This window comes from Streptomyces sp. NBC_01723, from assembly GCF_036246005.1.
In the GTDB taxonomy this organism is placed as follows: domain Bacteria; phylum Actinomycetota; class Actinomycetes; order Streptomycetales; family Streptomycetaceae; genus Streptomyces.
Genome location: NZ_CP109171.1, coordinates 7654815 through 7669277 on the forward strand (window position 1 = coordinate 7654815; position 14463 = coordinate 7669277).

Sequence of the window (14463 nt, forward strand, 5' to 3'; positions counted from 1 at the left end):
GACGAAGCTCCGTTCAGGGAGTGGCTCGCGCGAGGAGGTCGTCGACCTCGGCCCCGGTGGGCATCGCGGAGGAGCAGGCGAGTCGGGAGGCGACGAGGGCGCCGGCGGCGTTGGCGTACCGCATGATCCGCTCCAGCTCCCAGCCGGAGAGGAGACCGTGGCAGAGGGAGCCGCCGAACGCGTCGCCCGCGCCGAGGCCGTTGACCACCTCGACCGGTACCGGGGGCACCTCGGCGCTGCGGCCGTCGCGGTGCACGGCCAGGACGCCCTTCGGCCCCTGCTTGACGACGGCCAGTTCCACACCGGCGGCCAGCAGCGCCTCGGCGCACTCCCGCGGCTCGCGGACGCCGGTGGCGATCTCGCACTCGTCCAGGTTGCCGACCGCGACGGTCGCGTGCCGCAGCGCCTCGGCGTAGTACGGGCGGGCCTGGTCGGGGTCGGCCCAGAACATCGGCCGCCAGTCGAGGTCGAAGACGGTGGTGCCGGACTTGGCGCGGTGGGCGAGTGCGGCCAGGGTCGCCGCGCGGCTCGGCTCCTCGCTCAGCCCCGTCCCGGTGATCCAGAAGATGCGGGCGGCGCGGATCGCGTCCAGGTCCAGCTCCTCCGGGTGGATCTCCAGGTCGGGGGCCTTGGGGCGGCGGTAGAAGTACAGGGGGAAGTCGTCCGGCGGGAAGATCTCGCAGAAGGTCACGGGGGTCGGGTAGGCGGCCACGGGGGTGACCCAGCGGTCGTCGACGCCGAACTCCCGGAGCGCGCGGTGCAGATAGCCGCCGAACGGGTCGTCCCCGGTCCGGGTGATGACGGCCGTGGCGCGGCCGAGGCGGGCGGCGGCGACCGCCACGTTCGAGGCCGAGCCGCCGAGAAACTTGCCGAAGGTCTCAACCTCCGCCAGGGGTACGCCCGTCTGCAAGGGATAGAGATCGACCCCGATGCGGCCCATCGTGATCAGATCGAAACGCGGGACTGACTCGGCCATGTGCGACGCTCCTCGGGCTGGGCGGGGGCCTGCCGCCTCCCAGGTGTATGACTCCTGGACGACGCTGTCAATAGTTTGTACTTACATTCGGACCTGTGAGTGAAATGATGTCTTGACAAAGTATTGACAGCGGGCGCCCCAAGGGCTTGTATCCGGTCCCAGCGCTACAGCCGTTCTTCTCTGGTCTGGCACACGGCTTCCCGTCGCACAGTCGCACAGTGAGGTGCAGGAAAGATGGACCGCTCTTCGCACGCCCGCTCCCGCAGATTCGCCCCTGCCGTGGCCCTCGCCGCCGCCGCGGCCCTGACCCTCGCCGGCTGCTCCAGCAGCTCGGGCGGGAAGAAGGCCGACGAGGAGGGAGACTCGGGCGCCTCCGCGGGCAAGGCGAACACTCCCCGTATGACCGTCGCCCTGGTGACCCATCAGGCGCCCGGCGACACCTTCTGGGACATCGTCCGCAAGGGCGCCGAGGCCGCGGCCGCCAAGGACAACGTCAAGCTCGTCTACTCCGCCGACCCGAACGCGGGCAACCAGGCCAACCTGGTGCAGAACGCGATCGACCAGAAGGTCGACGGCATCGCCGTCACCCTCGCCAAGCCGGACGCCCTGAAGAGCGTCCTCGGCAAGGCGGAGAAGGCCGGCATACCCGTGGTCGGGCTCAACTCCGGTCTCGCCGACTGGAAGAAGCTCGGCCTGATGGAGTTCTTCGGCCAGGACGAGAGCGTGGCCGGCGAGGCGCTCGGCAAGCGGCTCAACGAGGACGGCGCCAAGAACGCCGTCTGCGTGATCCACGAGCAGGGCAACGTCGGCCTGACCCAGCGCTGCGAGGGCGTGAAGAAGACCTTCGAGGGCTCGATCGAGAACCTCTACGTCAACGGCACCGACATGCCCTCGGTGAAGTCGACCGTCACCGCCAAGCTCAAGCAGGACGGCGACATCGACCACCTCGTCACGCTCGGCGCCCCCTTCGCCATGACGGCCGTGCAGGCCGTGGACGAGTCCGGCAGCGAGGCCGAGGTCGCCACCTTCGACCTCAACAAGGAGCTGACCGGCGCCATCGAGAAGGGCGACATCGCGTTCGCCGTCGACCAGCAGCCCTACCTCCAGGGCTACCTGGCCGTCGACGGACTGTGGCTCTACAAGAACAACGGCAACTACAGCGGCGGCGGTGAGCAGCCGGTGCTGACCGGCCCGGCCTTCGTCGACGAGTCCAACGTGAAGGCCGTCGCCGAGTTCGCCTCGAAGGGCACCCGGTGATGAGCATGGCCCAACAGGCTGAGCCGGCGGTGACCACACCGCCGGCCCCCGGCCCCAAGGAGACCGACGGGCGCACCCGCGAGCGCTCGGTGGCGGTGCGGGTGTTCGCCCGGCCCGAGGTCGGGGTCTTCCTCGGCGCCGTCGCCGTGTTCGTCTTCTTCCTGATCGCCGCCCCCTCGGTCCGCGACGGCGGCTCCATGGCGACGGTCCTCTACCAGTCGTCCACCATCGGCATCATGGCGCTGCCGGTGGCCCTGCTGATGATCGGCGGCGAGTTCGACCTGTCGGCCGGTGTCGCCGTGGTCGCCTCCTCGCTCACCGCGGGCATGCTCAGCTACCAGCTGACCGTGAACGTCTGGATGGGTGTGATCGTCGCCCTCGTCGTCTCCCTCGCCGTCGGCGCGTTCAACGGCTGGGTGCTGATGAAGACCGGCCTGCCGAGCTTCCTCGTGACGCTGGCCACCTTCCTCATCCTCCAGGGCGTCAACCTCGCCGTCACCAAACTCGTCACCGGCAACGTTGCCACCGACGACATCAGCGACATGGACGGCTTCGACCAGGCCAAGGCCGTCTTCGCCTCCTCCTTCGACATCGGCGGCGTCGAGGTGAAGATCACCGTCTTCTACTGGCTGGTCTTCGCCGCCCTGGCCACCTGGGTGCTGCTCCGCACCAAGTACGGCAACTGGATCTTCGCGGTCGGCGGCAGCCAGGACTCCGCCCGCGCGGTCGGCGTACCCGTCACCTTCACCAAGATCACGCTGTTCATGCTGGTCGGCTTCGGGGCCTGGTTCGTCGGCATGCACCAGTTGTTCTCCTTCAACACCGTGCAGTCCGGCGAGGGCGTCGGCCAGGAGCTGATCTACATCGCCGCGGCCGTGATCGGCGGCTGTCTGCTCACCGGCGGCTACGGTTCCGCCATCGGCCCGGTCTTCGGTGCCTTCATGTTCGGCATGGTGAACCAGGGCATCGTCTTCGCCGGCTGGAACCCCGACTGGTTCAAGGCATTCCTCGGCGTGATGCTGCTCGGCGCCGTCCTGATCAACCTGTACGTCCGCCGCGCGGCGACCCGGAGGTGACGGAAATGACCACCAAGACCCCCGGCACCGACGGTGCCGTCCGCACGGACCCCGCACCCGGGCAGGACGGCCCGATCGTCGAACTGCGCGGCACGGGCAAGGCGTACGGGAACATCCGCGCCCTGCACGGCGTCGACCTCGCCGTCCACCCCGGCCGGGTGACCTGCGTGCTCGGCGACAACGGCGCGGGCAAGTCCACCCTGATCAAGATCATCTCCGGGCTGCACCAGCACACCGAGGGCGAGTTCCTCGTCGACGGCGAACCGGTGCGCTTCACGACCCCCCGCGACGCCCTCGCCCGGGGCATCGCCACCGTCTACCAGGACCTCGCCACCATCCCGCTGATGCCGGTGTGGCGGAACTTCTTCCTCGGCTCCGAGATGACCAGGGGCCCCTGGCCCCTGCGCCGCCTCGACATCGCCCGCATGAAGCGGACCGCCGACGAGGAACTGCGCAACATGGGCATCGTCCTGGACGACCTGGAGCAGCCCATCGGCACCCTCTCCGGCGGCCAGCGCCAGAGCGTCGCCATCGCCCGCGCCGTCTACTTCGGCGCCCGCGTCCTCATCCTCGACGAGCCCACCGCCGCCCTCGGCGTCAAGCAGTCCGGCGTGGTCCTCAAGTACATCGCCGCGGCCCGCGAACGCGGCCTCGGCGTCATCTTCATCACCCACAACCCCCACCACGCCTACATGGTCGGCGACCACTTCAGCGTGCTGCGCCTGGGCACCCTCGAACTCAGCGCCGCCCGCGCGGGCATCACCCTCGAACAGCTCACCAACCACATGGCGGGCGGCGCCGAACTGGCCGCCCTCAAGCACGAGCTGGCCCAGGTCGGCGGGGTGGACGTGGAGGCGCTGCCCGACGCGGAGCCGAAGGGGGAGAAGCCGAAGGAGGAGAAGGCGCAGGACACGGTGTCGGGGGACACGCCACCCGTCACCGACGCACCGCACACCGTCGAAGGGAAGACCTGACATGCCCGCTGCCCTGGACCGCATCCGCGTCGGCTCGGCCCCCGACTCCTGGGGCGTCTGGTTCCCCGACGACCCTCAGCAGGTGCCCTGGGAACGCTTCCTGGACGAGGTCACCGAGGCCGGGTACGACTGGATCGAGCTGGGCCCCTACGGCTACCTCCCCACCGACCCGGCCCGGCTCACCGACGAGGTGACCCGGCGCGGGCTCAAGGTCTCCGCGGGCACCATCTTCTGCGGGCTGCACCGGGGCCCCTCCGAGTGGGACGCCACCTGGGAACAGGTCGGCCGCGTCGCCGCCCTGACGCGGGCCATGGACGCCGAGCACCTGGTCGTCATCCCGTCCTTCTGGCGCGACGACAAGACCGCCGAGATCCTGGAGCCGCCGGAGCTGACCGGCGAGCAGTGGACCCACCTGACCCAGGGCATGGAACGCCTCGCCCGCGAGGTGCGCGACACCTACGGCCTGGACATCGTCGTCCACCCGCACGCCGACACCCACATCGACACCGAGGAGCACGTCGAGCGCTTCCTCGACGCGACCGACTCCGGCCTGGTCAACCTCTGCCTGGACACCGGCCACTACGCCTACTGCGGCGGCGACAGCGTCAAACTGATCGAGACCTACGGCGAACGCATCGGCTACCTGCACCTCAAGCAGGTCGACCCGGAGATCCTCGCCGAGGTGCGGGCGGGCGGGGTGCCCTTCGGGCCGGCCGTGCAGCGCGGGGTGATGTGCGAACCGCCGGCCGGTGTGCCGGAGCTGGGCCCGGTGCTGACCGCCGCCCAGAAACTGGACGTGGACCTGTTCGCCATCGTCGAGCAGGACATGTACCCGTGCGAGCCGGACAAGCCGCTCCCCATCGCGGTGCGTACCCGGAAGTTCCTGCGCTCCTGCGGCGCCTGAGGCCGACCGCGCCGGCGGGCGGGTCCCGCCGGTGCGCCGCTCGGCGGGCCGTTGTCGGTGGTGGGCGCTAGCGTGCGCAGCACTGGCACTTTCGTCCCGACCCGGGAGGCGTCATGACCTCGCGACTCAACCCCTACCTCAGCTTCGACGGCGACGCCCGACAGGCGATGGAGTTCTACGAGCAGGTGTTCGGCGGCACCCTCGCGCTGAACACCTTCGGCTCGGCCGGCATGCCCGACCCCGCCTACACCGACAAGATCATGCACGCCATGCTGGAGACCCCGAGCGGCTTCACTCTGATGGGTGCCGACACCCCGCCCGGGATGGACCACACGCCGGGAACCAACTTCTCGGTGAGCCTCAGCGGCGACGACGCGGCCGAGCTGCGCGGCTACTGGGAGAAGCTGTCCGCCGGCGGGTCCGTCTCCGTGCCGCTGGAGAAGCAGATGTGGGGCGACGTCTTCGGCATGTGCACCGACCGGTTCGGCATCCCCTGGATGGTGAACATCAGCGAGCCGACGGGCTGACCCCGCCGGCTCGTAGGTGACTCGATCCGTCGATCCCTGGGCCCCCTCGTCTCCTCGGGCCCGCCCCGGCTCAGCCGCGCCGCACCTCCGCGATGGTCACGGGGCGGTGCTCGTGCAGCGACAGGGTGCACGCCTCGGCGATCCAGCCGGCCTCCAGCGCGTCCTCGATCGTGCAGGGCGAGGGCCGCCCACCCGCGACGACCTCGGTGAACGCGCCGAGTTCGGCGCGGTAGGCGGCGGTGAACCGGTCCATGAAGAAGTCGTGCGGCGTGCCCGCCGGGAAGGTCACGCCGGGCTCGACGGACCGCAGCGGCAGCCTGTCCTCCAGGCCGACGGCGACGGAGTCGGCGAAGCCGTGGAGCTCCATGCGGACGTCGTGCCCACGCGCGTTGTGACGGCTGTTGGAGACCACGGCGATCGTGCCGTCGTCCAGGGTGAGGACCGCGCCGGTGGTGTCGGCGTCGCCCGCCTCCCTGATGTACTCGGCACCCCGATTGCCGCCGACGGCGTACACCTCGGTCACCTCGCGGCCGGTCACCCACCGGATGATGTCGAAGTCGTGCACCGAGCAGTCCCGGAAGATGCCCCCGGAGGCGGCGACGTACGCGGCGGGCGGCGGCGCCGGGTCCAGCGTGGTCGACCGCACCGTGTGCAGCTTGCCCAGCTCGCCCCCCAGCACCGCCTCCCGGGCGGCGGTGAACCCGGCGTCGAAGCGCCGGTTGAAGCCGATCTGCACCGGCACGTCGCGGCCGGCGACCGCCTTGAGCACGTCGACGCCCTCCGCCATGGTCCGGGCGACGGGCTTCTCGCAGAAGACCGGCACGCCGGCCTCGACGGCGGCCACGATCAGCGCGGGGTGGGCGTCGGTCGCCGCGGCGACCACCACACCGTCCACGCCGGCTGCCAGCAGCGCCTCCGGCGAGGCGGCGATCTCGGCGCCGAACCGGTCGGCGGCGGCCCGCGCGGCGTCCGCGAACGGGTCGGCGACGACCAGCGAGTCGACGGCGTCGAGTCCGGAGAGGGTCTCGGCGTGGAAGGCACCGATGCGGCCGAGGCCGAGGATTCCGATACGCATGTTCTTTCGCTGCTCCTTGTGCGTGGTTGCCGTGGCCGGTTGCCACCGCGGACTTCGTCGTCCTTTCGCTGACAGGGGCGGCACGGTGCTGTCATTCTTGTCCTGACAAAGAGCGCGAACAACCAGCAGTCAGCCATCAAAAACCCCTCAAGACGCCCGCGCGGGGACTGGAGGAGCCGGACATGGGCCATCCCTTCCCGATCAGGGAGATCGCACGTCAGGCGGGGCTGAGCGAGGCCACGGTCGACCGGGTGCTCAACGGGCGCGGCGGGGTGCGTGCGTCCACGGCGGACGAGGTGCGCCGGGCCATCGCCGACCTGGACCGGCAGCGCACCCAGGTCCGGCTGGTCGGCCGCACCTTCATGATCGACATAGTGATGCAGTCCCCCGAGCGCTTCTCGACCGCCGTGCGCGCCGCGCTGGAGGCCGAACTGCCCTCCCTGCACCCCGCCGTCGTGCGCTCGCGCTTCCACTTCCGTGAGACCGGCCCGGCCGGCGGGCTGACCGCCGTCCTGGACCGGATCGCCCGGCGCGGCTCGCAGGGGGTGATCCTCAAGGCGCCGGACGTCCCCGAGGTCGCCGCCGCGGTGGGCCGCCTGACCGCGGCGGGGGTCCCCGTCGTGACCCTGGTGACGGACCTGCCCGCCGCCTCCCGGCTCGGCTACGTGGGCATCGACAACCGAGCGGCGGGCGCGACCGCCGCCCATCTGACGGGCCAGTGGCTAGGCGACCGTCCCGGCAACGTCCTCACCAGTCTCAGCAGCGGCTTCTTCCGCAACGAGGAGGAGCGCGAGATGGGCTTCCGCGCCGTCATGCGCGCCCGGCACCCCGAGCGCGCCCTCGTGGAGATCGCCGGGGGCCAGGGACTGGACGCCACCCAGTACGACCTGGTCCGGGCCGCGCTGGAACGCGATCCGGAGATCCGCGCGGTCTACTCGATCGGCGGCGGAAACATCGCCACCCTGCGGGCCTTCGCCGACCTGGGCCGCACCTGCGCGGTGTTCGTCGCCCACGACCTCGACCAGGACAACACCCGCCTGCTGCGCGAGCACCGCCTGTCCGCCGTACTCCACCACGACCTGCGGCAGGACCTCCGGGAGGCCTGCCGCACGGTGATGCGGGCCCACGGCGCACTGCCGCCCGCGGGCCCGTCCCTGCCCTCCGCGATCCAGGTGGTCACCCCCTACAACATGCCGCCCGGCACCGCGGCCGTGTGACGTGGGGTGGCGTCCCGGGCGTGTGACGCCGCCCCGCGCGGTGCCGCTCCTACCGTCGGGGGCATGTGGAAATCGACTCCGGTCGGCGGACCCGAGCGGGTGGTGGCGCTGGCCGACGGCGTCTTCGCGATCGCCATCACCCTGCTCGTCCTCGACTTCTCCGTGCCCCGCGGCCTCGACCCGGCGGCGTACCGCGACGCACTGCGGGAACTGGTGCCCAACCTGGGGGCGTACGCGCTGAGCGTGGTCGTGCTCGGTCTGTTCTGGCGCGACCACCGCCGCATCTTCCGCTTCGTCGAGCGGGTCGACGGCCAGGTGATCACGCTGTCGCTGCTCGGCCTCGGCGTCGCCGCCCTCGTGCCCTTCCCCACCACGCTCATCTCCGAGTACGGCCACGAGCCGGCCTCCGTCGCCATCTACGCGGCGGCGGTGGCCTCCCTGGGCGCCTCGCACCTCGCCCTGGTCGCGCTACTGGCCGCCCGGCCCTGGCTGCGCGGCGACACCGTCCCCGAGGAGGGCTTCCTGATCTACGGTCTGGATCTCGCCGCGTCGGTCGTGGTGTTCGCGCTCAGCGTCCCGCTCGCCCTCGCGATCGGCCCCGCGGCCATGTGGGGCTGGCTCGTCCTGCCCCCGGTGAAGGCCATGATCGGCAGGTGGGCGGTGCGGGCGAGTCACCCGCCCGCGGTCAGCCGGGAACCTCGGGAGTGACCCAGCCGCCGCTCAGCGCCGACCGCGCCATCGCCTCCACTACGGCGGCGCTGTGCACGGCGTCCGGCAGGCCGGCGCCGTGCGGCACGCCCTCCGCGACCGAGCGCAGGAAGCGGTACGCCTCCACCACCTTGAGGTCGTCGTAGCCCATGGCGTTCGCGGCACCCGGCTGGAAGGCGGCGAACTCGCCGTGCCCGGGCCCGACGTACACCGTGGAGACCGGCTGGTCCTGGTACCCCGTGCCCCGGCTGACGCCCAGCTCGTTCATGCGGCGGAAGTCCCAGAACACCGCGCCCGTGGTGCCGTGCACCTCGAAGCCGTAGTTGTTCTGCTCCCCGACCGAGACCCGGCAGGCCTCCAGGACACCCCGGGCGCCGGACGCGAAGCGCAGCAGGCAGTTGACGTAGTCCTCGTTCTCGACCGGCCCCAACTCGCCGCCCGCGGCCCGTGAGTGACCCGCCGTCGCGGCGGTGGGCCGGGCCCGCTCGGGCAGGAAGATCGCCGTGTCCGCGGTCACGGACGCGATGTCGCCGAGCAGGAAACGGGCCAGGTCGGCGCCGTGCGAGGCCAGGTCGCCGAGCACCCCGCTGCCGCCGCGCTCACGCTCGTAGCGCCAGGTGAGCGCGGACTCGGGATGGGCGGCGTAGTCGCTGAAGAGGCGGATGCGGACGTGCGTGACGGTGCCGATCCCGCCGGTGGCGATGAGGTCGCGGGCGGCCTCCACTGCGGGCGCGTTGCGGTAGTTGAAGCCGACCGCGCCCTGGACGCCCGCCGCGGCGACCGCGTCCGCGACCGCGCGGGCGTCGCCGGTGGTCAGGCCGACCGGCTTCTCGATCCAGATGTGCTTGCCGGCCTCCGCCATCGCCACGGCGATCTCGCGGTGCAGGAAGTTCGGCGCGGTGATGCTGACCGCGCCCACGCGCGGGTCGGCGGCCACCTCCCGCCAGTCACGGGTCGTCGACGCGAACCCGAACTGCTCGGCGGCCTCCTCGGCCCGCCCCGGCACCTCCTCCGCGACGGCCACCAGCTCCGGCCGCAGGGCGAGCCGCGGGTAGTGGTGCCGGACACGGGCGTACGCCTGGGTGTGCACCCGGCCCATCCAGCCGAAACCGACGACGGCGACCCCGAGTGCGTCGACCATGAGAGCCCCTCTTCGGACCTGTCCGTGATCTGTCCAGGCCACCCTGGGCGGGCGTCGGCATCATGTCAACCTTTTGACAGGACAAACCTGTGGCCCTCAGGAGCCGCCGAGGTTGATCGCGTACGCCTTGCGCAGCGTCTCGTGCACCGTCCACGTCGTGCGGTCGCCCTCGCGCAGCACGGCCAGGTCGCCGGGCCCGACCCTCAGCGTCGGGCCGCCCGCGACCTCGATGGTGGCCGAGCCGCTGAGCACGACGAACAGCTCGTCCGCCTCGGTGTCGGTGACCACGCCCGGTGTGATCTGCCAGATGCCCCGCACCTGCCTGCCGTCCGCCGACTCCCAGACCACCTTGCCCGTCACCTCGGGGGCACCGGACACGATCTGGTCGGGGGAGAGCGGCTCGGGTTCGAGTTCCGCGTCGGGCACGTGGACGACGAAGCTGTGGGTCATGCCGCGACGCTAGCCGGGACGCACGGCGGCACGGGGGAGACAGGGTGTGCGGAAACCGGCCGGGTGCCACGACACTCCGTCAATGCGAACAAAATTGTTGACAATCTTGTTGGCTAGATTTACGTTCGACAAGCACTCACTCAGGGAGGGCGACCATGCCGAACCAAGCCCGTCCGGGCACCGGGGAGCAGGCCAAACAGCTTGCGCTCGGCCAGCTGCGGCAGGCGATCCTGCGCGGCGACATGGCACCCGCGCAGCGGCTGGTGGAGAACGAACTCGCCGAGCAGTTCGGTGTGACCCGGGCCAGTATCCGGGCCGCGCTGATCGACCTGGAGGCCCAGGGGCTCGTCGAGCGCATCCGCAACCGCGGTTCACGCGTACGGGTGGTGACCGTGGAGGAGGCGGTCGCCATCACCGAATGCCGCCTGGTCCTCGAAGGGCTCTGCGCGGCCAAGGCCGCCGCGGCCGTCGACGACGGGCAACTCGCCCAGCTGAAGGAGCTGGGTTCGGCGATGCGCAGGGCCGTGGCCGCGGGCGAACCGCTGACCTACTCGGATCTCAACCACGAACTCCACGCCAGGATCCGGGAGTTCTCCGGCCAGCACACGGCGGTGGAACTGCTGGAACGGCTCAACGCCCAACTGGTGCGCCACCGCTTCCAGCTGGCGCTGCGCCCCGGGCGCCCACAGCAATCCCTGAACGAGCACCTGGCCATGATCGAGGCGATCGAGGCCAGGGACCCCCAGGCCGCCGAGGCGGCCGTCCGGGCCCACCTCACCAGTGTGATCGAGGCGTTGCGCGACTGACGCACACACCGAGGCGGGCGCCCCGTCCAGCAAGGAGACCCGAGCATGACCCACGGCAACGCGCCCGCCGCCGTCCCCCGTTCGACACTCGCCCGTTCGACCCTCGTCGTCACCGCGCACGCCGGTGACTTCGTGTGGCGGGCGGGCGGCGCCATCGCCCTGGCCGCCGCACGCGGGGAGAAGGTCACCATCGCCTGCCTGACCTTCGGCGAGCGCGGCGAGTCCGCCAAGGCCTGGCGGGAGGGGAAGACGCTGGCGGAGATCAAGGCACTCCGCCGGGACGAGGCCGAGCGGGCCGCCGCCGCCCTCGGCGCCGAGGTCCGCTTCTTCGACGCCGGCGACTACCCGCTGACCGCCACCCCCGAACTGACCGACCGGCTCGTCGAGGTCTACCGAGCCACCCAGCCCGACGTCGTGCTCACCCACCCCGCCGAGGACCCCTACAACGGCGACCACCCGGCCGCCAACCGCCTCGCCCTCCAGGCCCGCCTCCTCGCCCAGGCCATCGGCTACCCGGCCGAGGGCGAGATCATCGGTGCCCCGCCCGTCTTCTACTTCGAGCCCCACCAGCCCGAGATGAGCGGCTTCCGGCCCGAGGTGCTGCTCGACATCACCGAGGTGTGGGAGACCAAGCGCGAGGCCATGGAGTGCCTCGCCGCCCAGCGGCACCTGTGGGACTACTACACCGACCTCGCCGTCCGCCGCGGTGTCCAGCTCAAGCGCAACGCGGGCCCCAACCTGGGACTCGCCCACACGACCATGGCCGAGGCGTACATGCGCCCCTACCCGCAGATCGCGAAGGAGCTGGCATGAGCGGCGTCGTCGTCACCAACCCCCCGAAGGCAAACGCCGCCGACGTCGCGGCGCTCGCCGGGTACGGAGTGGCCACGGTCAGCGAGGCGATGGGCCGCACCGGACTGCTCGGGCCGGAACTGCGCCCGGTCCAGCAGGGCGTACGGATCGCCGGCACCGCCGTCACCGTCCTCGGCTGGCCCGGCGACAACCTGATGATCCACGCCGCCGTCGAGCAGTGCGGCGAGGGCGACGTCCTGGTCGTCACCACCACCTCCCCTTCCACCGACGGCATGTTCGGCGAACTGTTCGCCACCGCCCTCCAACGGCGCGGCGTACGCGGCCTGGTGATCAACGCCGGGATCCGCGACACCCAGGAGCTGCGGGAGATGGGCTTCGCCGCATGGTCCCGCGCGGTCAGTGCCCAGGGCACGGTCAAGGCCACCGGGGGCTCCGTCAACGTCCCGGTCGCCGTCGACGGCCAGGTCGTCCGCCCCGGCGACGTGATCGTGGCCGACGACGACGGCGTGGTGGTCGTCCCCCGCGAACGGGCCCGGCGGACCGCCGAGGCGTCCGAGGCCCGCGAGGCGAAGGAGGCCGGTGCCCGCGCCGCCTTCCTCGAAGGCCAACTGGGCCTGGACCGCTACGGACTGCGTGCGAAACTCGCGCAACTCGGCGTGACCTACCAGTCGTACGAGGAGTACACGTCCGCCGCCGGGGAGCCGTCATGAGCGCCCCCGAGGCGGTGCGCTGCACACTGATGCGCGGCGGCACCTCCAAAGGCGCCTACTTCCTCGCCGACGACCTGCCCGCAGAACCCGCCGCCCGCGACGCCCTGCTGCTGCGGGTCATGGGCAGCCCCGACCCGCGCCAGATCGACGGGCTCGGCGGCGCCCACCCGCTGACCAGCAAGGTCGCCGTGGTCTCCGGCTCGGCCGACCCGGACGCCGACGTCGACTACCTGTTCCTCCAGGTCGCCGTGGACGCGCCCGAGGTCACCGACCGGCAGAACTGCGGCAACATCCTCGCCGGGGTGGGCCCGTTCGCCGTGGAGCGCGGACTCGTCCCGGCCGGGGACACCGAGACGTCCGTACGCATCCGGATGCTCAACACCGGTGAACTCGCCGTCGCGACCTTCCCGACCCCGGGCGGGCGGGTCGACCCCACCGGCACCGCGGCGATATCCGGGGTGCCCGGGACCGCCGCCGCGGTCGTCATCGAGTTCCCGCAGGGCACCGGCCCGCTGCTGCCCACGGGCAACGTCCGGGACACCGTCGCCGGCACCGAGGTGACCTGCGTCGACAACGGCATGCCGGTCGTGCTGATCCCGGCCGCCGCGCTCGGGGTCGGCGGCCACGAGACGCCCGCGGAACTGGAGGGGGACGCGGTGCTCGCCGGCCGCCTGCGCGAGATACGGTCGGCCGCCGGGCGCCTGATGGGCCTCGGCGACGTCGAGGGCACCACCGTGCCCAAGCTCACCCTGCTGGCCCCGCCCCGGGACGGCGGCGCGGTAGCCACGCGCACCTTCATCCCCGTGCGCTGCCACACCTCCATCGGCGTCCTCGGCGCGGCGAGCGTCGCCGCGGGCCTGCGGCTGCCCGGCGGGGTGGGGGAGGGGATCGCACGACTCCCCGAATCCGGCGACCGAGTGCGGGTGGAACACCCCACCGGCTTCCTGGAGGTCGACGTCCAGGTCGACCCCGGTCCCCCCGTGGTCCGGCGTACCGCCGTCGTACGGACCGCGCGCAAGATCTTCGACGGCACCGTCTTCCCCCGGTCCGCGGCGGCGCCGATCCCCGCCCAACGCCCTGGAGGGCCCATTGACTCCGCCGCTTCGTGACATCGCCCACGTCGGCCACGCCCAGCTGTTCACGGGGCGTGGGCGTACGGCGGCTCGACCACGTCAACTTCCTCGCCGCCGACGTCCTCGCCAGCGCCGAGTTCCAGGAACAGCTCCTCGGCGCCCGGCCCACCGAGCAGATCCGTCTCGACTCCGGGCGGATCGCCGCCCGCCGGCTGACCTACACCGACAAGTCGTACGACGTCGTCCACACCGAGGACTGGTCCGGCTCCTCCGGGCGCCTGCACCACATCGCCTTCGCGGCCGACACCCGCGAGGACATCCTGCGCGCCGCAGACCTCGCCATCGACACCGGTGTGTTCATCGAGACGGGGCCGCACAAGCACGCCGTCCAGCAGACGTTCTTCCTGTACGTCTACGAGCCCGGCGGCAACCGCATCGAGCTGTGCAACCCGCTCACGCGGCTGGTGCTGGCGCCCGACTGGCCGCTCGTCACCTGGACCGAGGCCGAGCGCGCCAAGGGGCAGGCGTGGGGCCTGCGGACCATCGCGTCCTTCCACATATCGCGGCCCTGCGCACGTCACGGCACGAGGCTGCCGCGAGTCGCGGTGACAAGGATCTGATCGCCGCGCACTGAACGCCCGCGGCCGGGGGCTTGGTGCGGGTGCGGGTGCTCCTGCGCGGGCGGTGTGTCCCGGTAGGGCGGTGCCCCGCGCCGTACCCGCCGGGGGACCAGAGGAGGCGTAGCGCGACCTGGAC

General features: G+C 71.8%; 15 protein-coding genes and 1 pseudogene. 12 read left to right on the top strand and 4 right to left on the bottom strand.

Translation table 11 applies throughout. The features are described from left to right. Window positions 1-13: 13 nt before the first annotated feature. Window positions 14-976 carry a 5-dehydro-2-deoxygluconokinase gene (iolC, locus tag OIE75_RS35850; RefSeq protein ID WP_307016425.1) on the bottom strand — a complete coding sequence of 321 codons (963 nt, stop codon included), beginning with the start codon at window positions 974-976 and terminating at the stop codon, window positions 14-16. 234 nt (window positions 977-1210) lie between these two features. On the opposite strand from iolC, the gene OIE75_RS35855 reads away from it, so the two are divergent. The 5 genes from OIE75_RS35855 (at window position 1211) to OIE75_RS35875 (ending at window position 5714) form a co-directional block, all read left to right on the top strand. Then, a complete protein-coding gene (locus tag OIE75_RS35855) occupies window positions 1211-2233 on the top strand; it encodes a sugar ABC transporter substrate-binding protein (RefSeq protein WP_329473423.1) in 1023 nt (340 codons plus the stop codon). Beyond that, window positions 2233-3309 carry an ABC transporter permease gene (locus OIE75_RS35860; RefSeq protein ID WP_307016427.1) on the top strand — a complete coding sequence of 359 codons (1077 nt, stop codon included), beginning with the start codon at window positions 2233-2235 and terminating at the stop codon, window positions 3307-3309. The genes OIE75_RS35855 and OIE75_RS35860 overlap by 1 nt, the downstream gene beginning before the upstream one ends. Before the next feature lie 5 nt (window positions 3310-3314). Further along, on the top strand, window positions 3315-4283 hold the full coding sequence (locus OIE75_RS35865) for an ATP-binding cassette domain-containing protein (protein ID WP_329473424.1): 969 nt from the start codon (window positions 3315-3317) through the stop codon (window positions 4281-4283). 1 nt (window position 4284) lies between these two features. Continuing rightward, window positions 4285-5187, top strand: a complete 903-nt coding sequence (locus OIE75_RS35870) for a sugar phosphate isomerase/epimerase family protein (protein WP_329473425.1) — start codon at window positions 4285-4287, stop codon at window positions 5185-5187. 113 nt (window positions 5188-5300) lie between these two features. After that, window positions 5301-5714, top strand: a complete 414-nt coding sequence (locus OIE75_RS35875; RefSeq protein ID WP_125491451.1) for a VOC family protein — start codon at window positions 5301-5303, stop codon at window positions 5712-5714. Window positions 5715-5784: 70 nt separating this feature from the next. On the opposite strand, the gene OIE75_RS35880 is transcribed toward OIE75_RS35875, so the two are convergent. After that, a complete protein-coding gene (locus OIE75_RS35880) occupies window positions 5785-6789 on the bottom strand; it encodes a Gfo/Idh/MocA family protein (RefSeq protein WP_329473426.1) in 1005 nt (334 codons plus the stop codon). A 182-nt stretch (window positions 6790-6971) separates the two neighbouring features. On the opposite strand from OIE75_RS35880, the gene OIE75_RS35885 reads away from it, so the two are divergent. Continuing rightward, window positions 6972-8006: a LacI family DNA-binding transcriptional regulator gene (locus OIE75_RS35885; RefSeq protein ID WP_307016432.1), complete on the top strand. Its 1035-nt coding sequence runs from the start codon at window positions 6972-6974 to the stop codon at window positions 8004-8006. A 63-nt stretch (window positions 8007-8069) separates the two neighbouring features. Continuing rightward, the gene (locus OIE75_RS35890) at window positions 8070-8714 is read left to right on the top strand and encodes a TMEM175 family protein (protein WP_329473427.1); all 645 of its coding nucleotides are present in this window, start codon (window positions 8070-8072) and stop codon (window positions 8712-8714) included. On the opposite strand, the gene OIE75_RS35895 is transcribed toward OIE75_RS35890, so the two are convergent. Together OIE75_RS35895 and OIE75_RS35900 are read right to left on the bottom strand one after the other, a co-directional pair. Next, window positions 8692-9855 carry a Gfo/Idh/MocA family protein gene (locus tag OIE75_RS35895; protein ID WP_329473428.1) on the bottom strand — a complete coding sequence of 388 codons (1164 nt, stop codon included), beginning with the start codon at window positions 9853-9855 and terminating at the stop codon, window positions 8692-8694. The two genes, OIE75_RS35890 and OIE75_RS35895, sit on opposite strands and share 23 nt — an antisense overlap. Window positions 9856-9951: 96 nt before the next feature. Further along, entirely contained in the window at window positions 9952-10305 is a 354-nt protein-coding gene (locus tag OIE75_RS35900) for a cupin domain-containing protein (RefSeq protein WP_161331824.1), read from the bottom strand. A 155-nt stretch (window positions 10306-10460) separates the two neighbouring features. On the opposite strand from OIE75_RS35900, the gene OIE75_RS35905 reads away from it, so the two are divergent. The 5 genes and pseudogenes from OIE75_RS35905 to OIE75_RS35925 all read left to right on the top strand — a co-directional run. After that, entirely contained in the window at window positions 10461-11111 is a 651-nt protein-coding gene (locus OIE75_RS35905; protein ID WP_307016435.1) for a GntR family transcriptional regulator, read from the top strand. Window positions 11112-11156: 45 nt separating this feature from the next. Continuing rightward, on the top strand, window positions 11157-11924 hold the full coding sequence (locus OIE75_RS35910; protein ID WP_329473429.1) for a PIG-L deacetylase family protein: 768 nt from the start codon (window positions 11157-11159) through the stop codon (window positions 11922-11924). Then, window positions 11921-12634 (top strand): 4-carboxy-4-hydroxy-2-oxoadipate aldolase/oxaloacetate decarboxylase, encoded by a 714-nt coding sequence (locus tag OIE75_RS35915; protein ID WP_329473430.1) that lies wholly within the window; start codon window positions 11921-11923, stop codon window positions 12632-12634. Before OIE75_RS35910 ends, OIE75_RS35915 begins: the two co-directional genes overlap by 4 nt. Continuing rightward, complete coding sequence (locus OIE75_RS35920) at window positions 12631-13743, top strand: 4-oxalomesaconate tautomerase (RefSeq protein WP_329473431.1); 1113 nt, start codon at window positions 12631-12633, stop codon at window positions 13741-13743. The genes OIE75_RS35915 and OIE75_RS35920 overlap by 4 nt, the downstream gene beginning before the upstream one ends. A 29-nt stretch (window positions 13744-13772) precedes the next feature. Continuing rightward, window positions 13773-14327, top strand: a pseudogene (locus tag OIE75_RS35925) (VOC family protein); the annotation flags it as partial. Window positions 14328-14463 lie beyond the last annotated feature (136 nt).